The organism is Burkholderia sp. AU30280, assembly GCF_020420125.1.
Taxonomy (GTDB): Bacteria; Pseudomonadota; Gammaproteobacteria; order Burkholderiales; family Burkholderiaceae; genus Burkholderia.
Window position 1 is genome coordinate 164,041 of record NZ_JAIZRY010000017.1, and the last position, 20,481, is coordinate 184,521.

Consider the following 20,481-nt stretch of genomic DNA (forward strand, 5'->3'; position numbering starts at 1 on the left):
TGAAGCGAACGCTTAGTCTTCGTCAGTCGTAACCACCGACCGTCAGCGCCTTCATCACGAGGCGATAGGTCGTGTAGGCGAGCCAGTTCAGCATGCGCTCGATCCGGGGGCGCGCGGCGAATCGCGCGGGATCGATTTCCCGGCCGTCGGCAAACGCGGCCGCGATCGCGTCACGCAGTTCGTTCGTGACAGCATCGTAGCGCACCAGCACGACATTCGCCTCGTTGTTCAACATCAGGCTCAGCGCGTCCAGGTTCGACGAGCCGACCGTCGCCCAGTTGTCGTCGATCACGGCCACCTTGCCGTGCAGCATCGTCTTGTCGTATTCGGCCACGCGCACGCCTGCGCGCAGCAGCGCGTGATAGAGGAACGGCACGGCCGTATCGAGTGCCGCGAATTCCTTGCGGCCGATCAGGATCCGCACGTCGACGCCGCGTCGCGCGGCGCCCGACAGCGCACGGCGCAGTTTGCGGCCCGGCATGAAGTACGGATTGGCGAGCAGGATCCGCTGGCGCGCCTGGCCGATTGCGGCGAGATACGCCTTCTCGATCGCGCGGCGGTTCACGACGTTGTCGCGCGCGACGAACGCGACGCTCGGCTCCGTCACGACCCGCAGCGCGCCGGCCTTGATCCACCGGTGGCTGCGCATCCAGCGCCGGAACATCTCGGGGAATGCCTCGCCGCCATGCAGCCCGGCCGCGTATTGCGCATACGGCTTGTGGCCGAACATGATCCGGTGCCACTGCAGCTCGAACGCGGCACGCACGTCGGACACCGCGGGCCCCGCCATCTCGACCGCGAAATCCCAGCGCGGAAACGGCAGCGTCGCGCCGCCCTGCGCGTAGTCGTCGATGATGTTGATGCCGCCACAGAATGCGACTGCATGATCGATCACCGCGAGCTTGCGATGCGTGCGCGAAAAGCCGAAACGGCCGAACAGGAAACGGTTGTAGATGCAGTGCTCGACGCCGGCCGCCACCCATGTGTCAAACAACGGCAGGCGTGCGGTACCGATGCCGTCGGTGATCACGCGCACGCGCACGCCGCGCTGCGCCGCGCGGATCAGCGCGTCCGACACCGGCCGGCCGGCCGCGTCGTCGCAAAAGATGTAGGTTTCGAGCATCACCTGCTCGCGGGCGGAATCGATCCGTTCGATCAATGCCCGGAAGAATGCGCCGCCGCCCTCGCACAGCCTGACGGTGTTGCCCGACGTGAAGGCGAGCCGCGACGCGGAACCGCGTTCCTGCAGGAACATCTGCCGCAATTGCGCGAAGCGCTTGCGGGCTTCCGCCGTCATGCGGACGAGCCGTGCGGCGCGCGCGAGAGTGCCACGCGTGCGGGCAGTTGCAGGATCGCTTCGGCGTTCGACGGCGAGAAGCAGCGCGCGGCCGCCTCGCGGAACGGCAGCCACGCATGGTCGACGTGCTCGCGCGGCGACAGCGTCACGTCGACGCGATGCGGCACGCACAGGCCGAACCAGTGTTCGGTGTTGCGCGTGACGCCCGGCGCATAGCGGTGCAGGTATTGCGGATAGATCGTGTATTCGATCCGGTGACGCCAGTCGACGAGCGCGCTGGCCGGCACGTCCGGCGTGCCGATCGCGATGCCGGTTTCTTCGGCCACTTCACGCGCGGCGGTGACCGCGAGCGGCTCGTCGAGCGCGTCCTTCGAGCCGGTCACCGATTGCCAGAAATCGGGCTGGTCGGCACGCTTGATCACGAGCACATCGAGGTCCGGCGTGTAGATCACGACAAGAACGGATTCGGGGATTTTCGGCGGCTTCGTCATCGTTGTTTCATGCAGCACGGGGCCGCGCGCCGGGCATGGACTCCGAACGGGCGGCAAGTGCTGCGACTGTACCGCAAAAAACGAAAAAGGCGCATCGCTGCGCCTATTTCATGTGCGTCGTGTGCGCGCGAACGCACACACGACCGGGTACGAAACGCGTTACGCCTTCGGCTGCTCCGGCTGACGCAGACGGATGTGCAGTTCGCGCAGCTGACGCTCGTCGACCGGGCTCGGTGCTTGCGTGAGCAGATCCTGCGCACGCTGCGTCTTCGGGAACGCGATCACGTCGCGGATCGAATCGGCGCCGGCCATCATCGTGACGATGCGGTCGAGACCGAATGCGATGCCACCGTGCGGCGGCGCGCCGTACTGCAGTGCGTCCAGCAGGAAGCCGAACTTCAGTTGCGCTTCTTCCGCACCGATCTTCAGCGCGCGGAACACCTTGCTCTGCACTTCCTCGCGGTGGATACGCACCGAGCCGCCGCCGATTTCCCAGCCGTTCAGCACCATGTCGTACGCCTTCGCGAGGCAACGGCCCGGATCCGTCTCGAGGTACTCGAGGTGCTCGTCCTTCGGGCTCGTGAACGGGTGGTGCGCGGCGACGTAGCGCGCATCTTCGTCGTCGTATTCGAACATCGGGAAGTCGACGACCCACAGCGGCTTCCAGCCGGCCTGGACGAGCCCGTTCGCCTTGCCGAATTCCGAATGGCCGATCTTCAGGCGCAGCGCGCCGAGGCTGTCGTTGACCACCTTCGCGCGGTCGGCCGCGAAGAAGATGATGTCGCCGTCTTCCGCGCCGGTGCGCTCGAGGATCGCCGCGATCGATGCGTCGTGCAGGTTCTTGACGATCGGGCTTTGCAGGCCGTCACGGCCCTTCGCCTTCTCGTTGACCTTGATCCACGCGAGACCCTTCGCGCCGTAGATGCGCACGAATTCGGTGTAGCCGTCGATGTCGCCACGCGACAGCTCGCCGCCCTTCGGCACGCGCAGTGCCGCGACACGGCCGTCCTTCGCGTTGGCCGGCGTGCTGAACACCTTGAAGTCGACGTCCTTCATCGCGTCGGTCAGCTCGGTGAATTCGAGCTGCACGCGCAGGTCCGGCTTGTCCGAACCGAAACGCGCCATCGCTTCCGAGTACGGCATCACCGGGAATTTCGCGTCGAGTTCGACGTCGATCGTCGTCTTGAAGATGTGACGGATCATGTCTTCGAACAGGTCACGGATTTCCTGCTCGCCGAGGAACGACGTCTCGCAGTCGATCTGCGTGAATTCCGGCTGACGGTCGGCGCGGAGATCTTCGTCGCGGAAGCACTTGGTGATCTGGTAGTAACGGTCGAAGTTCGCGACCATCAGCAGCTGCTTGAACAGCTGCGGCGATTGCGGCAGTGCGAAGAACTGGCCTGCATTCACGCGCGACGGCACGAGGTAGTCGCGCGCGCCTTCCGGCGTGCTCTTCGTCAGCATCGGCGTCTCGATGTCGATGAAGCCCTGCTCGTCGAGGTACTTGCGCGCTTCGATCGCGACGCGGTAGCGCAGGCGCAGGTTGTGCTGCATCTGCGGGCGGCGCAGGTCGAGCACGCGGTGCGTGAGACGCGTCGTTTCCGACAGGTTGTCGTCGTCGAGCTGGAACGGCGGCGTGACCGACGCGTTCAGCACGTTCAGTTCGTGGCACAGCACTTCGATCTTGCCGCTCTTCAGGCCGGCGTTGACCGTGCCTTCCGGACGGTTGCGAACGAGGCCCTTGATCTGCACGCAGAACTCGTTGCGCACGCCTTCGGCGGTCGCGAACATTTCCGCGCGATCCGGGTCGCACACCACCTGCACGAGGCCTTCACGATCGCGCAGGTCGATGAAGATCACACCGCCGTGATCGCGGCGGCGCTGCACCCAGCCGCACAGCGACACGGTTTGGCCCAGCAGGTGTTCGGTCACGAGACCGCAGTATTCAGTACGCATCGACATGATGTTTGCTTTCGTTCGGTTTGATCAACGGGCGCCGCAACGCGCGGCCCGGGCGATGATTCTTTACTTACAGCGGCGGCTCGACGGGGCGGCGTGCAGGCGCCGGAACCGGCGCCGGGGGCGCCACCACGCCCATCGAGACGATGTACTTGAGCGCGGCATCGACCGACATGTCGAGTTCGATGACTTCGCTCTTCGGCAGCATCAGGAAGAAGCCCGACGTCGGGTTCGGCGTCGTCGGGATATAGACGCTCACGTATTCTTCCGTCAGATGATTGAGCACGTCGCCGCCCGGCGTGCCGGTCAGAAACGCGATCGTATACGAGCCGCGACGCGGGTATTCGATCAGCAGCGCCTTGCGGAACGCGTTACCGCTGCTCGACAGCAGCGTGTCCGACACCTGCTTGACGCTCGTGTAGATCGGCCCGACGACCGGGATGTGACGCACCACGGCGTTCCACCACGTGACGAGCTTCTGGCCGATGAAATTCTGCGTGGCCAGCCCGACGACGAAGATGAACGCGAGCGTCAGCACCGCGCCGATCCCCGGCAGATGGAAGCCGAGCAGCCGCTCGGGCTGCCACGATTCGGGCAGCAGGAGCAGCGTCTGGTCCATCGTGCCGATGATGAGACCGAGCACCCACAGCGTGATCGCGAGCGGGACGAGAACCAGCAGGCCGGTCAGAAACACCGATTTCAGGGTCGTCTTTTTCATCATCTGCCGTCAATGAACCGCGCCGGCGGCGCGGGTTGGTCGCAGCCCGGCCGGGCCGCGACGGTCAACTGCCGGCGGCGGGCGCTGCAGCCGGGGCGGGCGCGGCGCTCGTCGTCGTGCTTTCGGAACTGCTCGATGCAGCCGGCGCAGCCGCAGCGGGCGCCGCTTCCGTCGCTGCCGCCGGGGCTGCGTCGCCCGACGCCGTCGCCGGCGCGCTGGTGCCGCCCGAACCGCCACGGAAATCGGTGACATACCAACCCGAACCCTTCAGCTGGAAGCCCGCAGCAGTGACCTGCTTGCGAAACGCGTCCTTCCCGCATTCCGGGCACTGCGACAGCGGCGCGTCGCTCATTTTCTGGAGCACGTCCTTCGCGAAACCACACGCTTCGCATCGATAGGCGTAGATCGGCATGATATTTTTCCCGCGGAAACTGGAAACAGCTTGCAAAACCTTGAATTATAGCCGAAACCCTGCCGCGCTCCGGCAATGGCCGCGACACCCGCGCATCAGCGGCGACGCCACGTGAGCCAGCGCTCATGTCCTTCGAACACGGGCAGCGAATCGGTCACGGGCAAATCCTCGATCAGCTCGAAGTGCGGCGTGAGCAGCGCATCGAGTTCGGCCCGCTCGATTCCGAACGGCGGCCCCTTCGGTTTCGCCGTCAGGAAGAAATAGCCGGCCAGTAATCCGTCCGCAGGCAGCAGCTCGGCCATGCGCGCCGCATAGCGGGCACGCATGGCCGGCGGCAGCGCGCACAGGAACGCGCGCTCGTACACCCACTGCACGTCGAACGGCGGCCGGTACGCAAAGAAATCGGCCTGCTCGACGACACCCGCATGCGCGCCGAGTTGCGCCTTCGCGGCAGCCACCGCCTGCGCGGCGAAATCGATCGCACGCACGGGCCAGCCGGCTTCAGCCAGCCACCCGGCTTCCTGCGCACTGCCGCAGCCGGGAATCAGCACCGTGCACGGCTCGAGCCGGTGCGCGAACACGCCAAAACCCTCGGGCACGCCACCGAATTCCCACGGCGTCACGCCACGCTCGAAACGCTCGTCCCAGAAAGACGCGTTGCCGGGGTCGCGCGTCGCGAAATCGGCGGCTGACGGTGTAGCGGGTTGCTTCGGATCGGACATCGCCCTGCTCCTTTCGGTCATGTGCCGTACGCGAGCGCGAGCAGTACACGCGCAACGAGCGCCCCGACGCCAACGGCGAGACCGAAGATCAGCAGCGCCTGCAGCAGCCGGTTCGTCCGCTTCTGCTCGACGAGGATCTGGCGCATCAGGTCCTCGCTCGCCGCGCGCGGCGCATCATGGCGCGCGGCCATCGCATGGTGGATCAGGCGCGGCAATTGCGGCAGCGTCTTGCTCCACTGCGGCGCCTCGACCTTGAAGCGTTCGTACCAGCCGCGCAGGCCGATCTGCTCGGTCATCCAGCGCTCGAGGTACGGCTTCGCGGTCTTCCACAGGTCGAGTTCAGGGTCGAGCGAGCGGCCGAGCCCCTCGACGTTCAGCATCGTCTTCTGCAACAGCACGAGCTGCGGCTGGATCTCGACGTTGAAGCGGCGCGACGTCGAGAACAGGCGCATCAGCACCTGGCCGAGCGAGATATCCTTCAGTGCCCGGTCGAAATACGGCTCGCACACCGCGCGGATCGCGCTTTCGAGTTCCTCGACGCGCGTTTCGGGCGGCACCCAGCCCGACTCGAGGTGGAGCGTCGCGACGCGGTGGTAGTCACGCTTGAAGAACGCAAGGAAATTCTGCGCGAGGTAGTTCTTGTCGAAATCGGACAGCGCGCCGACGATCCCGAAATCGAGCGCGACGTAGCGGCCGAACGTGTTCGGATCGAGGCTCACCTGGATGTTGCCCGGGTGCATGTCCGCGTGGAAAAAGCCATCGCGGAACACCTGCGTGAAGAAGATCTCGACGCCTTCGCGCGCGAGCTTCTTGATGTCGACGCCGGCCGAACGCAGCGTCTCGACCTGGCTGATCGGCACGCCGGTCATGCGCTCCATCACCAGCACCTGCGACGTCGAGAAATCCCAGAACATCTCGGGCACGAGCAGCAGGTCGAGGCCCGCGAAGTTGCGGCGCAGCTGGCTGCCGTTGGCGGCCTCGCGCATCAGGTCGAGTTCGTCGTGCAGGTACTTGTCGAATTCGGCGACGACCTCGCGCGGTTTCAGGCGCCGGCCGTCGGCCCACATGCGCTCGGTCCAGATCGCGATGTCGCGCATCAGCGCGAGGTCGGAATCGATCACGGACAGCATGTTCGGGCGCAGCACCTTGACGGCGACGGCCTTGCCCGCGTGCTGGCCCTGCTTCAGCTTCGCGAAGTGCACCTGCGCGATCGATGCGCTCGCGACCGGCTCGCGCTCGAATTCGTCGAACAACTCATCGACCGGCGCGCCGAGCGACTTCTCGATGATCCCGATCGCGACCGCCGACTCGAACGGCGGCACCTGGTCCTGCAGCTTCGCGAGTTCGTTCGCGAAATCGACCGACAGCAGGTCGCGACGCGTCGACAGCACCTGGCCGAACTTCACGAAGATCGGGCCGAGGCTCTCGAGTGCGTGGCGCAGCCGCACGGCAGGCGGATCGGAATAGCGGCGGCCGATCGTCGTGATCCGCAGCAGCAGCTTCACGCGCCGGTCGTCGATCCGGGACAGCATCACTTCGTCGAGGCCAAAGCGGATGACGGTGTAGACAATCTTGATGAAACGGAAAATGCGCATGCCCTGCGGCCCCTCAGTGCGCGCCGCGCGGGCCGGAACCCGTGCGCGCGCCGATTTTTTGTTCGAGTCGCTCGACCCGCTTTTCGACCCGCGCGAGCGCATCGCGTGCGCGCGCCAGTTCGGCGTCGAAGCCGCCGAGCGACGCGCGCCTGACGACTTGCGGGTTCTCGTCGAGCCAGTATTCGGCGACGGAATCGAGCACGTTGCGGCCGGTGCGTCGCGCGCGCGCGCCGGCGTCGCGCACAACCGTCGCGATCCGGTGTGCCGCGGCGTCGCCGACCAGCTTCGCGAGATCTTCTTCAGGTTCCCAGCGCAGGTGCTCGGCCAGCTTCGCGATCTGCGTCGCGAACTCCGCGTCGCCCTCGATCTTCACATGCTTCATCACGGCCGCCTGGCCGCCCTGCAGGAACGCGGCCACCGTGTCGCCGGCGAGCGCGATCGACACGTCGACCTGCTGCGCATCGTGCGCGTCGACGGCCGACAGATAGCCGTCGGGCTGCACCAGCAGCGTGAGCGTGACGGGAGGCACGTCGATCCGGGCAGTCTTGCCCGCATACGGAATCAGGCGGTCGCGCGCCCACGATTCGCGGGCGAGCAGGTGATTGACAGCAGCAGCAAAAGGCTTGGCGGCAAAGGTCATCGGGCTGGGAAAGAAAAAACCCGCGCAGGCCGGGCGCCCACGCGGGTTTCTATTGTAACGTCGGATCGTCGGCAGACCGTGCCTGACCGCACACCCGGGCGGCAAGCGGTCGCAGTGCGGCGGCCGTTGCCCGGGTGTCCGGCGGCGCGGGCCGCCGGTCACGCTCAGTGCGTGTTGATCTGCTGGATGCCCGCGAGCAGCCAGCCCTGACTGCCCGACTTCGACAGGTTCCACACTTCGTCGAACGGTGCGGCCGACGCATTCGCCGATTCGCGGATCAGGCCATGGAAACGCACGCTCGCCGACTGCTCGATGCCGCGATCCTCGATCGCGACCAATTCCGCGTCGAGCTGCACGACGTCGGTCTGGTTCGACTCGTTGCCGCGCGAATCGAGGTCGATCTTGATCTCGGCGAACATTTCGGGCGTCGTGAACTCGCGGATGTCGGCCAGGTTGCCCTGATCCCACGCGGCCTGCAGGCGCACGAAATAGACCTTCGAGCTGCGCAGGAACGCTTCGGTGTCGAAGCCGGCCGGCACCTGGAGCGGCGCGGCCGCAGCAACCGCTGCCGCGCCGGTGGCCACGGCACCGCCGCCGAACACGCCTTGCGCTTCGTTCGCGTAGCTGCTGCCGCTACCTGCATAGTTGCTGCCGGTGCTGCCCTGCTGGAACGACGGGCTTTGCGAGTAACCGCCCGACGACGACGCCGAGCCGCCTGCCGAATACGCGGGCTCCTGCGGGCGACGGCGGTTCATGAACTTGCGGATCAGCCAGATGCCGACGAACGCGAGCAGCGCGATCACGATCAGGTTCGACATCATGCCGGCGAACGCCTCGCCGAGGCCGAAGTGCGACAGCAGCGCCGCGATGCCGAGACCGGCCGCGAGGCCGGCGATCGGCCCGAGCCAGCGCGAGCGGTTGGGCTGCGCGGCCGGCGCGGGCGCGGCCGGATTCGCACGCTGCGCCTGCGACGGTGCGGCCTGCTGCATCGGCTGCTGCGCAGGCGGCGTGGCCTGGCGCTGCGTGACGGTGGAATTCTGGCGGCCGATGCTGCGCCCGCCGCCCATGCGCTTGGCTTCGGCGTCGAGCGATGCGAACGTGCCGGCCGTGAGCAGGCCGACCATCAGCAGGGTGCCGACCCGTCGAGCCCACGGCTTCGACGGCTTGCCACGGTTTAACAACGAACGCGATTCGAACATCAGCTTCTCCGAATGTAAGACAAATGTATGGAAAGAGCCCCTTAGTACTTGGCTCCCATGTGTAAAGCTACCACGCCACCTGACAAATTGTAATATTTGACGGCGTCGAGGCCCGCTTGTTCCATCATCGTCTTCAGCGTGTCCTGATCGGGGTGCATCCGGATAGATTCAGCAAGATACCGGTAACTTTCGGCATCTTTCGCGAACTTGTCGCCAAGCCACGGTAATACTTTGAAAGAATACAGATCGTACGCTTTTTTCAGCGGATCCCATACTTTCGAGAATTCCAGCACCATCACGCGGCCGCCGGGCTTCGTCACGCGGCGCATCTCGGCCAGCGCGGCGTCCTTGTGCGTCATGTTGCGCAGCCCGAACGCGACCGTGACCACATCGAAGTAGTTGTCCGGAAAGGGAATTTTCTCCGCGTCGCACAGCAGCGACGGCGTCACGATGCCCTTGTCGAGCAGCCGGTCGCGGCCGACGCGCAGCATCGATTCGTTGATGTCCGTGTGCCAGACCTCGCCCGTCGGCCCGGCCGCCTTCGCGAACGCCTTGGTCAGGTCGCCGGTGCCGGCCGCAAGGTCGAGCACCTTGAAACCGGGGCGCACGTTCGCCTGCGCGATCGTGAACGCCTTCCACGCGCGGTGCATGCCCGCCGACATCAGGTCGTTCATCAGATCGTAGTTGCTCGCGACCGAATGGAACACACCCGCCACTTTCTTCGCTTTTTCGTTTTCCTCGACGCTTTCGAAGCCGAAGTGGGTTTTGCTCATCGCGTTGATCCTCAGTAAATGGCAAGACGGCGCCGAGCGGGCGCCGTCGAATTTCAGTGGCAGTGGCCGTGCGACGCGCCCGCCGCCGGCATCGGGGCGTCGCGCTCGACGCCCGCCGCCTTCAGTTTGTCGAAATAGTCGCGCCACAGCGCGTCCTGCTGCGTTGCCAGCTCGTACAGCAGGTCCCACGAGTAGATGCCGGTCGAATGGCCGTCGGAAAACGTCGGCTGCAGCGCGTAGTTGCCGACGCCCTCGAGCGCGGTGATCGTCACTTCGCGCTTGCCCGTCTGCAGCGTCTCCTGGCCGGGCCCGTGGCCGCGCACCTCGGCCGACGGCGAATACACGCGCATCAACTCGAACGGAATCCGGTAGCTGTCGCCGTTCGGGTACTGCAATTCGAGCACGCGCGACACCGCGTGCACGACGACGCCGGACGGAATCGGCGTCGTGGAAGTCAAACCGCTCATGGCTGCCTCGAATCGGTCATGCGTTGAATTTCCTCGCGCACCGCATTGTGCAGCAGCGAGGCCTGCGCCGCGCGCGTGCGCAGCAGCGCCTCGGACACGCTGCGCTGGCGCGGCGCCCATACGGGCTGCGGGAAATGGGCGTCGTTGGAAAAGCGCGGGATCACGTGCCAGTGCACGTGCGGCACCATGTTGCCGAGGCTCGCGAGATTCACCTTGTTCGGCTGCATCACGCGGCGCACGGCCCGCTCGACCGCGTAGACCACGCGCATCAAATGCGCCCGCTCCGGCTCGCCAAGATCGGAAAATTCGGCCACGTGCGCGCCCCAGATCACCCGGCAGAAGCCCGGATATTCGTGCTCGCCCGTCGCGAGGACGACACGCAGCGCATCGTCCTGCCAGAGCACCTCGCCGCCGTCTTCACGGCAAAACACGCATTCCATCGTCGCTCCCATGTGGACGGGCGCCCGCATTGCTGCGCCGGCGCCCGCTCATCCCTAGCCCGGTCGGGCGGTCGTCATGCCCGCATTAGACCAGCACGCGCTCGATCCCGCCATGGTTCGCACGTGCGACATAATCGGCCATCCAGTTCTCGCCGAGCACCTGACGCGCGATTTCGACAACGATGTAGTCGGCCTCGAGGTTCGCGTCCTCGCTGTAGCGCGACAGGCCCTGCAGGCACGACGGGCAGCTCGTCAGGATCTTCACGTCCGGGCCGTTCGCGGCCGCGGCGGCCGGCGCCGCCGCGTTGCCGGCCACGACCGGGATGCTGCGCAGCTTCGCGGCACCCTTGCGAATCTCCTCTTCCTTGCGGAAGCGGACCTGCGTCGACACGTCCGGGCGCGTGACCGCGAGCGTGCCCGATTCACCGCAGCAGCGCTCGTTCTTCTCGATCTTGTAGCCGTCCTTCTCCGCGCCCATCAGCTCGTTGACGAGCTTCACCGGGTCCATCGTCTTGATCGGCGTGTGACACGGGTCGTGATACATGTAACGCGTCCCCGTCACGCCATCGAGCTTCATCCCCTTCTCGAGCAGGAACTCGTGGATGTCGATGATCCGGCAGCCCGGGAAGATCTTGTCGAATTCGTAGCCCGCGAGCTGGTCGTAGCAGGTGCCGCACGACACCACCACCGTCTTGATGTCGAGGTAGTTCAGCGTGTTCGCGACCCGGTGGAACAGCACGCGGTTGTCGGTGACGATCTTCTCGGCCTTGTCGTACTGGCCCGAGCCGCGCTGCGGATAACCGCAGCACAGGTAGCCCGGCGGCAGCACCGTCTGCACGCCGGCTTCCCACAGCATCGCCTGCGTCGCGAGACCGACCTGCGAGAACAGGCGCTCGGAGCCGCAGCCCGGGAAGTAGAACACCGCTTCCGAATCGACGGTGGTCGACTTCGGGTTGCGGATGATCGGCACGATCTTGTTGTCCTCGATGTCGAGCAGCGCGCGCGCCGTCTTCTTCGGCAGGTTGCCCGGCATCTTCTTGTTGACGAAGTGGATCACCTGCTCGACCACGGGCGGCTTGCCGACCGTCGCCGGCGGGTGCTGCGTCTGCTTCGTCACGACCTTCTTCAGCATGTCGTTCGCGAAGCGCTGCACCTTGTAGCCGACGCCCATCATCACGCCGCGCGCGATGTTGATCGTCTGCGGATTGGTCGCGTTCAGGAAGAACATGCCCGCCGCATTGCCGGCGTTGAACTTCTTCTTGCCCATCTTGCGCAACAGGTTGCGCATGTTCATCGTGACGTCGCCGAAATCGATCTTCACCGGGCACGGCGTCGCGCACTTGTGGCACACCGTGCAGTGGTCGGCCACATCGTTGAACTCGTCCCAGTGCTTGATCGACACGCCGCGGCGCGTCTGCTCTTCGTACAGGAACGCCTCGACCAGCAGCGACGTCGCGAGGATCTTGTTGCGCGGGCTGTACAGCAGGTTCGCGCGCGGCACGTGCGTCGCGCACACCGGCTTGCACTTGCCGCAGCGCAGACAGTCCTTCACCGAATCGGCGATCGCGCCGATGTCGGACTGCTTCATGATCAGCGACTCGTACCCCATCAGCCCGAAGCTCGGCGTGTACGCATTGCGAAGATCAGCGCCTTCGAGCAGCTTGCCCTTGTTGAAGCGGCCGTTCGGGTCGACGCGCTGCTTGTACGCGCGGAATTCGGCGATCTCGTCGTCGGTCAGGAACTCGAGCTTCGTGATGCCGATGCCGTGCTCGCCGGAAATCACGCCGTCGAGCGAACGCGCGAGCGTCATGATGCGTGCGACCGCCGCGTGGGCGTCCTGCAGCATCTCGTAGTTGTCGGAGTTGACCGGCAGGTTGGTGTGCACGTTGCCGTCGCCCGCATGCATGTGTAGCGCGACGAACACGCGGCCGCGCAGCACCTGCTTGTGGATCGCCTGCGCCTCGTCGAGGATCTGCTTGAACGCGCCGCCGTTGAAGATCGCGCGCAGCTCGGCGCGGATCTCCTGCTTCCACGAAATGCGGACCGTGCGGTCCTGCGTGATGTGGAACACGGTTGCGCCCGGCTGCTCGTCCGCGCGGTCCGCGAACTTCTCGGCCAGCGCCTCGTAGCCGAGCTGCACGAGGTAGTGCTGCGCCTCGCGCAGCGGCTGGTCGAGGCGGTCGCGCACGAATTCCCAGCGCGCACGCACGCGCTTGAGCAGCTCCAGCGCCTGCTGGACCCGGTCTTCGAGCAGTTCGGCGCTCGGGATCTCGTTCGCGTCGTCGGTCTTGCCGAGCGGCAGGTTGCCGGCACGGAAAAACGCTTCCAGCGCATCGACGAGCTGCAGCTTGTTCTTCAGCGACAGCTCGATGTTGATCCGCTCGATGCCGTCGGTGTACTCGCCCATCCGGTTCAGCGGGATGACGACGTCCTCGTTGATCTTGAACGCGTTCGTGTGCTTCGCGATCGCGGCCGTGCGGCTGCGGTCGAGCCAGAAGCGCTTGCGCGCCTCCGCGCTGACCGCGACGAAGCCTTCGCCGCTCTTGCCGTTCGCCATCCGGATCACTTCGGACGTCGCGTGCGCGACCGCATCGGCATCGTCGCCGACGATGTCGCCGATCAGCACCATCTTGGGGAAGGCGTTGCGCTTGCTCTTGGTCGCGTAGCCGACCGCGCGCAGGTAGCGCTCGTCGAGGTGCTCGAGGCCCGCGAGGATCGCGCCGCCCTGCTTCGACGTTTCGAACAGGTAGTCCTTGATCTCGACGATGCTCGGGATCGCCTCGCGCGCCTGACCAAAGAATTCGAGGCAGACCGTGCGCGTGTGTGCGGGCATCTTGTGCAGCACCCAGCGCGCGGACGTGATGAGCCCGTCGCAGCCTTCCTTCTGCACGCCCGGCAGGCCGGCGAGGAACTTGTCGGTCACGTCCTTGCCGAGCCCTTCCTTGCGGAACCGGCGGCCTTCGATCTCGAGCATCTCGCTCTTCAGCAGCTTCTCGCCCGGCGCGTAGGCGCCGTCGAACCACTTCAGCTCGAACCGCGCGACCGCGATGTCGTGGATCTTGCCCTGGTTGTGCTCGTGGCGCGTGACTTCGAGCCAGTTGCCGTCCGGGTCGACCATCCGCCACCAGGCCAGGTTGTCGAGCGCGGTGCCCCACAGCACGGCCTTCTTGCCGCCCGCGTTCATCGCGACGTTGCCGCCGATGCACGACGCGTCGAGCGAGGTCGGATCGACCGCGAACACGTAGCCGGCCGCTTCCGCCGCCTCGGTCACGCGGCGTGTGACAACGCCCGCGCCGGAGAAGATCGTCGGCACCTTGTGCGCGACGCCCGGCAGCTCGGTCAGCTCGACCGCGCCGAGTTGCTCGAGCTTCTCGGTGTTGATCACCGCGGAGAACGGCGTGAGCGGCACCGCGCCGCCCGTGTAGCCAGTGCCGCCGCCACGCGGGATCACGGTCAGGCCGAGCTCGAAGCAGGCCTTGATCAGGCCGGCGATCTCGGCTTCGCTATCGGGGGTCAGCACGACGAACGGGTATTCGACGCGCCAGTCGGTCGCATCGGTCACGTGCGACACGCGCGACAGCCCGTCGAAACGGATGTTGTCCTTCTGCGTGCAGCGGCCGAGCGCCTTGGTGGCGCGACGGCGCAGGTCGGCCATCTTCTCGAATTCGTCGGCGAACTCGTTGACCGCGCGCTGCGCGGCGGTTTCGAGCATCGCGACGCGCGACGCGCGTTCGCGGCCCGCGTCGTCACGGTGCTCGGTGAGATCCGCGCTGCGGCGCTTGCCGATCTCGGTCAGGCGGTGGTTCAGCGCCTCGATCAGCAGCGCGCGGCGCTTCGGGTTGTCGAGCAGGTCGTCCTGCAGGTACGGATTGCGGCGCACGACCCAGATGTCGCCGAGCACTTCATACAGCATCCGCGCCGAGCGACCCGTACGGCGTTCGGCGCGCAGTTCGTCGAGCACCGACCACGCCTCTTCGCCGAGCAGGCGGATCACGATCTCGCGATCCGAGAAAGACGTGTAGTTGTAGGGAATCTCGCGCAACCGGGGCGCGGGGTCGGCGGCGACGGCAGCGGCCGCGCCATTCGGATCGAAAACTTGTGGTGCGTTCATGTTCGGACGACTCGGAGGGCCGATACCCCGTGCACGGGCGTCGGCAAGCGCGTGGGCGCAATCTTGGGGAAATCTGTTCTGTTACCAGGCGCGCGGCTGTCCTTCATGGGGCCGGAGCGGGCGTTGACTCGCCCCTCGCGGCCGGCGACAGGGCCTGGCGGCACTCGGAACCATCAGCACGATCGCGCGCGGCGCGCATGCCGTTCCGCCGCGGGGGTGGCTGCGCGCGGCGTCGGCTTCAACGGGGCGATCCGAGGGTGCCTCTGCATCTTCCGATCCTTGATTCAAAACGGAATTCTAACCCATGATCGGGCCATGCGTGACACGTCGGACAGGTCGTGGGGCTATCGCCGCGAGCCGCTCCAGGCCTGGCTCGGCGCGATTTCGCGCGATCATTCGCCGTCCGTCCGGTCGGTAACCACGCGGTTAAACCGGTAAAAACGGGCCATCGCGCGCGCCGACGCCCCGTCGGCACGGCCCCGCGAGCGCGCGCTCGGCACGCCGCTTGCATGCGGGCGGACCCTTGGCGCTATCATTGATCCTTTACCGTCTGCTTCCGCACTGCACGCGAGCGTCCATGGCATCCCACGATTACCTGAAGAAAATCCTCACCGCGCGCGTCTACGACGTCGCGATCGAGACGGAACTCGAATCCGCCCGCAACCTGTCGGCCCGGCTGCGCAATGCGGTCTACCTGAAGCGCGAGGACAACCAGCCGGTGTTCTCGTTCAAGCTGCGCGGCGCGTACAACAAGATGGCGCACATTCCGGCGGACGCGCTCGCGCGCGGCGTGATTACGGCGTCGGCCGGCAACCACGCGCAGGGTGTCGCGTTCTCGGCGGCCCGGATGGGCGTGAAGGCCGTGATCGTCGTGCCGGTCACGACGCCGCAGGTGAAGGTCGATGCGGTGCGTGCGCACGGCGGCCCGAGCGTCGAGGTGATCCAGGCCGGCGAATCCTACAGCGACGCGTATGCACACGCGGTCAAGGTGCAGGAGGAGCGCGGCCTCACGTTCGTCCACCCGTTCGACGATCCGTACGTGATCGCCGGCCAGGGCACGATCGCGATGGAAATCCTGCGCCAGCACCAGGGCCCGATCCACGCGATCTTCGTGCCGATCGGCGGCGGCGGACTCGCGTCCGGCGTCGCGGCCTACGTGAAGGCGGTGCGGCCGGAGATCAAGGTGATCGGCGTGCAGGCCGAGGATTCGTGCGCGATGGCGCAGTCGCTGGAAGCCGGCAAGCGCGTCGAACTGAGCGAGGTCGGCCTGTTCGCGGACGGCACCGCCGTGAAGCTGGTCGGCGAGGAAACCTTCCGGCTCTGCAGCGAATACCTCGACGGCGTCGTGACGGTCAACACCGACGCACTGTGCGCGGCGATCAAGGATGTCTTCCAGGACACGCGCAGCGTGCTCGAACCGTCCGGCGCGCTCGCGGTGGCGGGCGCGAAGCTCTACGCGGAACGCGAAGGCATCGAGAACCAGACGCTCGTCGCGGTCACGTCCGGCGCGAACATGAACTTCGACCGGATGCGCTTCGTCGCGGAACGCGCGGAAGTGGGTGAAGCGCGGGAAGCCGTGTTCGCGGTCACGATCCCCGAGGAGCGCGGCAGCTTCAAGCGCTTCTGCTCGCTCGTCGGCGACCGCAACGTCACCGAGTTCAACTACCGGATCGCCGATGCGCAGGCCGCGCACATCTTCGTCGGCGTGCAGATCAAGCGCCGCGGTGAATCGGCCGAGATCGCCGCGAACTTCGAATCGCACGGGTTCAAGACCGTCGACCTGACGCACGACGAACTGTCGAAGGAACACATCCGCTACATGGTGGGCGGCCGTTCGCCGCTCGCGCTCGACGAGCGCCTGTTCCGCTTCGAATTCCCGGAACGGCCGGGCGCGCTGATGAAGTTCCTGTCGTCGATGGCGCCGGACTGGAACATCAGCCTGTTCCACTACCGTAACCAGGGCGCGGACTACAGCTCGATCCTCGTCGGGCTGCAGGTGCCGCAGGCCGATCGCGCCGATTTCGAACGCTTCCTCGCGGCACTCGGCTATCCGTATGTCGAGGAGAGCGCCAACCCGGCTTACCGCCTCTTCCTGTCGTAAGGGCGACACGCATGAATCCCGAACATTCCCCGCTCGGCAAGGCCACCGTCTACGCCGCCCAGTACGACGCGTCGCTGCTGTTCCCGATCCCGCGCGCCGGCGCGCGCGAGCAGCTCGGCATCACGTCGGCGCTGCCGTTCTTCGGCACCGACATCTGGAACGCGTACGAGCTGTCGTGGCTCAACGCACGCGGCAAGCCGCAGATTGCGGTTGCGACCTTCTACGTGCCGGCCGAATCGCCGAACATCGTCGAATCGAAGTCCTTCAAGCTGTATCTCGGCTCGTTCGCGCAGACGAAGTTCGACTCGATCGACGCGGTGCGCGACACGCTCAAGCGCGACGTGTCGGCCGCGTGCGGCGCGACTGTTTCCGTGCAGCTGGTGTCGCCGCACGATTTCGGCAAGCTCGAGATGGACGAACTCGACGGGCTGTCGCTCGACCGGCTCGACCTCGACACCGATGTGTACGAACCCGATCCGTCGCTGCTGTCGGCCGCCGAGGACGAAGCGCCGGTCGAGGAGACGCTCGTGTCGGACCTGCTGCGCTCGAACTGCCCGGTCACCGGCCAGCCCGACTGGGGCAGCGTGCAGATCCACTACGTCGGGCCGCAGATCGATCACGCGGGCCTGCTGCGCTACATCATCTCGTTCCGCAATCACACGGGCTTTCACGAGCAGTGCGTCGAGCGGATCTTCCTCGACATCCTGCATGCGTGCAAACCGGTGAAACTCGCGGTGTATGCGCGCTATACGCGCCGCGGCGGGCTCGACATCAACCCGTTCCGCACCAACTACAACCAGCCGATGCCGGACAACGCGCGCAACGCGCGGCAGTGAGGGCGGCGGGCGGCCCACGGTCGATGTTGGCGACACGTGGCGGCCCCCATACAAAACAGCCCCGTCGGATTCAACCGACCGGGCTGTTTTTCATTGCGCGGAGAAGCGCGAACGGCCTGCGCTCACTCGCTCACCGGCCGCTCCGGAAGAATCTCCATCAGGCGCAACAGGTAGCCGTCAGGATCCTGCACCAGCATCTCGACCTGGCCGTGCTCGATCTCGCCTTCCCGATACCAGGACGTGCGCGGCTCGACGAACAGCGTCACGCCCGCGGCGCGGATCCTGCCCAGGATGGGATCGAGCGCATCGACCTCGATCTGCAGATTGATCCCACGCCCGAACGGCGGCTCCAGCGGGCCGGTCAGCCAGCCATCCGCGCTGTACTGCTCGAGCATCAGCTGGGCGCGCCCGATTTCAAGATAGACGAAGCCGTCTTCCGGACGCTCGAAGCGAATCCGGAATCCGAGCACGTCACGATAGAAGCGAACGCTTCCGGCCAGATCCGAGCAAATCAGCTCCGGCACCAGTGCAGCCCATTCCATGCATGTCCTCTCCGCAGGGTCATGCGGCACATTACATGAACGGGCGGGATGCGTTGCGGCGGTTGCCGCCGCGAGAGCGCCGCCCGCAGGCCGACCGGTGCCCGGCATATGAAAAAACGGTCCCGACGCACGTAAATGCGCCGGGACCGTTGCGTAGCGGCTCGCCGTCGCCGCGTTACTTCGCCGGCGCCTTGTACGCGATGCAGTCGACCTCGACCTTGCAGTCGATCACCATGCTCGACTGCACGCACGCGCGGGCCGGCGGATGCTCGCCGAAGTACGACACGAAAACCTTGTTGAACGACGCGAAATCTCGTGCGTCGTCGAGCCACACGCCGCAGCGCACGACGTGCTCGAGGCCGTAGCCGGCTTCCTTCAGGATCGCGATCACGTTCTCGATCGTCTGCTTCGACTGCGTGACGATGCCGCCTTCGACGACCTCGCCGTTCACCATCGGCGTCTGCCCCGACACGTACAGCCAGCCGTCGGCCTCGACCGCACGTGCAAACGGCATCACCTGGCCGCCCGTGCCCTTCGCTTCGCCTACGCCATATCGCTTCATCGTTTCACTCCTTGTTTCGTCGACCCGGGCAGGCGCATCAGCGCCGACCCGAATCCCATGCAACGCACGGTTGCGGATGCGCACGCCTGCAGCGGCGCGCGCGGGAAGATCGGAACAACAGCCGCGCCCGGACTCAGAACGCAGCCTCGGCACCCACCGGCACGCGCTCGCCGCGTGCGACGAAGCCGCCCGCGCGCTCGCCGGTCGGCTGGCCGTTTTCATAAGTGAGCACGCCGTTCACCCACACGGCGTCGATCCCGTGCGCGGGCTGCTGCGGCTTCTCGAACGTCGCGGCGTCGATCACGCGCGCCGGGTCGAACAGCACGAGATCCGCGTGGTAGCCCACATGCACCTCACCGCGCCGCGCGATCCCGTAGCGGCGTGCGGACAGCGACGTCATCTTGCGGATCGCCTCCTCGAGCGGCAGCAGGTTCGTGTCGCGCACGTAATGGCCCAGCACGCGCGGGAACGCGCCCCACAGCCGCGGGTGCGGCAGCGGATCGTTCGGCAGGCCGTCGGAGCCGACCATCGTCGCGGGGTGCGACAGGATCCGGCGCACGTCGTCCTCGGACATGTTGTGGTACACGGCACCGGCCGGGCGGATGCGCTGCGCGGCTTCCTGCTCGGTCACGCCCCAGTCGGCCGCGATCGCCTTCAGCAGCTTGCCCGCCACTTCCGGGTGCGGCTCGGACCACGTGATCGTGATGTCGATGTCGCCCGTCACCTGCTTCAGGTCGAGCGTCGACGAGCTGCGGCTGTACGGATAGCAGTCGCAGCCGACCGGCTGGTAGCGGCGCGCGCCTTCGAGCGATGCGAGGACTTCGGTACTGCGCCCCCAGTTCGACGGCCCCGCGCACTTCAGGTGCGAGATCACGACCGGCACGCGCGCATGGCGGCCGACCTGGTACGCCTCTTCCATTGCATCGAGGATCGCGTCGAACTCGGTGCGCATGTGCGTGGTGTACAGCGCGCCCGCGTTCGCGAGCGGCTCGGCGAGCGCCATCACCTCTTCGGTGGGCGCCGCGAACGCGGAGCCGTACGCAAGGCCCGACGACAGGCCGAGCGCGCCATTCGCGAGCGCCTCCTCGAGCTGCGCGCGCATGCCGGCGATCTCGGCGTCGGTCGCCGCGCGGTCGAGGCGGTCCATCTGGTTGTTGCGCAGCGCCGTGTGACCGACGAGCGCCGCGACGTTCACGGCCGGACGCGCGTCGTTCACGGCCGCGACGTAGTCGGCGAAGGTCGGGTACCGGAACGCACCGCGCTCGCCGAGCAGGTTCATCGGATCGGGCGGATCGCCCGCGAGCGTCACCGGTGACGCGCTGATCCCGCAGTTGCCGACGATCACGGTCGTCACGCCCTGCGAGATCTTCGGGATCATCTCCGGCGCGCGGATCACGTGCGTGTCGTCGTGCGTGTGCACGTCGACGAAGCCCGGCGCGAGCGCACGGCCGTCCGCATCGACGACGGTCTCGGCAAGCCAGTTCGACAGGTTACCGATCGCCGCGATCACGCCGTTGCGGATCGCGACGTCGCGCGTGACGGGCGGCGCGCCGGTACCGTCGTAAAGCTGCGCGCCGACGATCAGCGTATCGGCGGCTTCGGGATGCGAATGCATG

Annotated in this window: 18 protein-coding genes; 2 read left to right on the top strand and 16 right to left on the bottom strand. The window is 66.5% G+C overall.

Going from position 1 to position 20,481, the window contains the following annotated elements; all coding sequences use genetic code 11:
- Window positions 1-22: 22 nt before the first annotated feature.
- From clsB to LGN17_RS31350, 13 genes are all read right to left on the bottom strand, one after another.
- Window positions 23-1,297: a cardiolipin synthase ClsB gene (gene clsB / locus LGN17_RS31290; protein ID WP_226200860.1), complete on the bottom strand. Its 1,275-nt coding sequence runs from the start codon at window positions 1,295-1,297 to the stop codon at window positions 23-25.
- Window positions 1,294-1,788, bottom strand: a complete 495-nt coding sequence (nudB, locus tag LGN17_RS31295) for a dihydroneopterin triphosphate diphosphatase (protein WP_174942400.1) — start codon at window positions 1,786-1,788, stop codon at window positions 1,294-1,296. Before nudB ends, clsB begins: the two co-directional genes overlap by 4 nt.
- A 159-nt stretch (window positions 1,789-1,947) precedes the next feature.
- Window positions 1,948-3,750: an aspartate--tRNA ligase gene (gene aspS / locus LGN17_RS31300; RefSeq protein ID WP_006477843.1), complete on the bottom strand. Its 1,803-nt coding sequence runs from the start codon at window positions 3,748-3,750 to the stop codon at window positions 1,948-1,950.
- Window positions 3,751-3,817: 67 nt separating this feature from the next.
- Window positions 3,818-4,468, bottom strand: a complete 651-nt coding sequence (locus LGN17_RS31305) for a DUF502 domain-containing protein (protein WP_175956316.1) — start codon at window positions 4,466-4,468, stop codon at window positions 3,818-3,820.
- Between the two features lie 61 nt (window positions 4,469-4,529).
- Window positions 4,530-4,877 carry an FmdB family zinc ribbon protein gene (locus tag LGN17_RS31310; protein ID WP_175956315.1) on the bottom strand — a complete coding sequence of 116 codons (348 nt, stop codon included), beginning with the start codon at window positions 4,875-4,877 and terminating at the stop codon, window positions 4,530-4,532.
- 95 nt (window positions 4,878-4,972) lie between these two features.
- Entirely contained in the window at window positions 4,973-5,599 is a 627-nt protein-coding gene (locus LGN17_RS31315; protein WP_226200861.1) for a TPMT family class I SAM-dependent methyltransferase, read from the bottom strand.
- Between the two features lie 17 nt (window positions 5,600-5,616).
- Window positions 5,617-7,194, bottom strand: coding sequence for a ubiquinone biosynthesis regulatory protein kinase UbiB (gene ubiB, locus LGN17_RS31320; RefSeq protein WP_175970848.1), 1,578 nt, complete (start codon window positions 7,192-7,194; stop codon window positions 5,617-5,619).
- Window positions 7,195-7,207: 13 nt separating this feature from the next.
- A complete protein-coding gene (locus LGN17_RS31325; RefSeq protein WP_175849074.1) occupies window positions 7,208-7,834 on the bottom strand; it encodes an SCP2 domain-containing protein in 627 nt (208 codons plus the stop codon).
- 164 nt (window positions 7,835-7,998) lie between these two features.
- Window positions 7,999-9,033 (bottom strand): Tim44 domain-containing protein, encoded by a 1,035-nt coding sequence (locus LGN17_RS31330; protein ID WP_226200862.1) that lies wholly within the window; start codon window positions 9,031-9,033, stop codon window positions 7,999-8,001.
- Between the two features lie 41 nt (window positions 9,034-9,074).
- A complete protein-coding gene (ubiE, locus tag LGN17_RS31335) occupies window positions 9,075-9,806 on the bottom strand; it encodes a bifunctional demethylmenaquinone methyltransferase/2-methoxy-6-polyprenyl-1,4-benzoquinol methylase UbiE (RefSeq protein WP_124498964.1) in 732 nt (243 codons plus the stop codon).
- Between the two features lie 53 nt (window positions 9,807-9,859).
- Window positions 9,860-10,273 (bottom strand): gamma-butyrobetaine hydroxylase-like domain-containing protein, encoded by a 414-nt coding sequence (locus LGN17_RS31340; protein WP_122946246.1) that lies wholly within the window; start codon window positions 10,271-10,273, stop codon window positions 9,860-9,862.
- A complete protein-coding gene (locus tag LGN17_RS31345) occupies window positions 10,270-10,713 on the bottom strand; it encodes an HIT family protein (protein WP_059533018.1) in 444 nt (147 codons plus the stop codon). Before LGN17_RS31345 ends, LGN17_RS31340 begins: the two co-directional genes overlap by 4 nt.
- An 85-nt stretch (window positions 10,714-10,798) precedes the next feature.
- Window positions 10,799-14,824 carry a DUF3683 domain-containing protein gene (locus LGN17_RS31350; protein WP_226200863.1) on the bottom strand — a complete coding sequence of 1,342 codons (4,026 nt, stop codon included), beginning with the start codon at window positions 14,822-14,824 and terminating at the stop codon, window positions 10,799-10,801.
- A 577-nt stretch (window positions 14,825-15,401) separates the two neighbouring features.
- Between LGN17_RS31350 and ilvA the strand changes: the two genes are divergently transcribed.
- Together ilvA and queF are read left to right on the top strand one after the other, a co-directional pair.
- Window positions 15,402-16,925, top strand: coding sequence for a threonine ammonia-lyase, biosynthetic (ilvA, locus tag LGN17_RS31355; protein ID WP_226200864.1), 1,524 nt, complete (start codon window positions 15,402-15,404; stop codon window positions 16,923-16,925).
- Between the two features lie 11 nt (window positions 16,926-16,936).
- Complete coding sequence (queF, locus tag LGN17_RS31360; RefSeq protein ID WP_175956303.1) at window positions 16,937-17,761, top strand: NADPH-dependent 7-cyano-7-deazaguanine reductase QueF; 825 nt, start codon at window positions 16,937-16,939, stop codon at window positions 17,759-17,761.
- Between the two features lie 122 nt (window positions 17,762-17,883).
- Here the strand turns inward: queF and LGN17_RS31365 are convergent, their stop codons facing one another.
- The 3 genes from LGN17_RS31365 to LGN17_RS31375 form a co-directional block, all read right to left on the bottom strand.
- Window positions 17,884-18,303: a bleomycin resistance protein gene (locus LGN17_RS31365; protein ID WP_226200865.1), complete on the bottom strand. Its 420-nt coding sequence runs from the start codon at window positions 18,301-18,303 to the stop codon at window positions 17,884-17,886.
- Between the two features lie 175 nt (window positions 18,304-18,478).
- Entirely contained in the window at window positions 18,479-18,865 is a 387-nt protein-coding gene (locus LGN17_RS31370; protein WP_006751946.1) for a RidA family protein, read from the bottom strand.
- A 133-nt stretch (window positions 18,866-18,998) separates the two neighbouring features.
- Complete coding sequence (locus LGN17_RS31375; protein WP_226200866.1) at window positions 18,999-20,480, bottom strand: N-acyl-D-amino-acid deacylase family protein; 1,482 nt, start codon at window positions 20,478-20,480, stop codon at window positions 18,999-19,001.
- Window position 20,481: the final 1 nt, after the last annotated feature.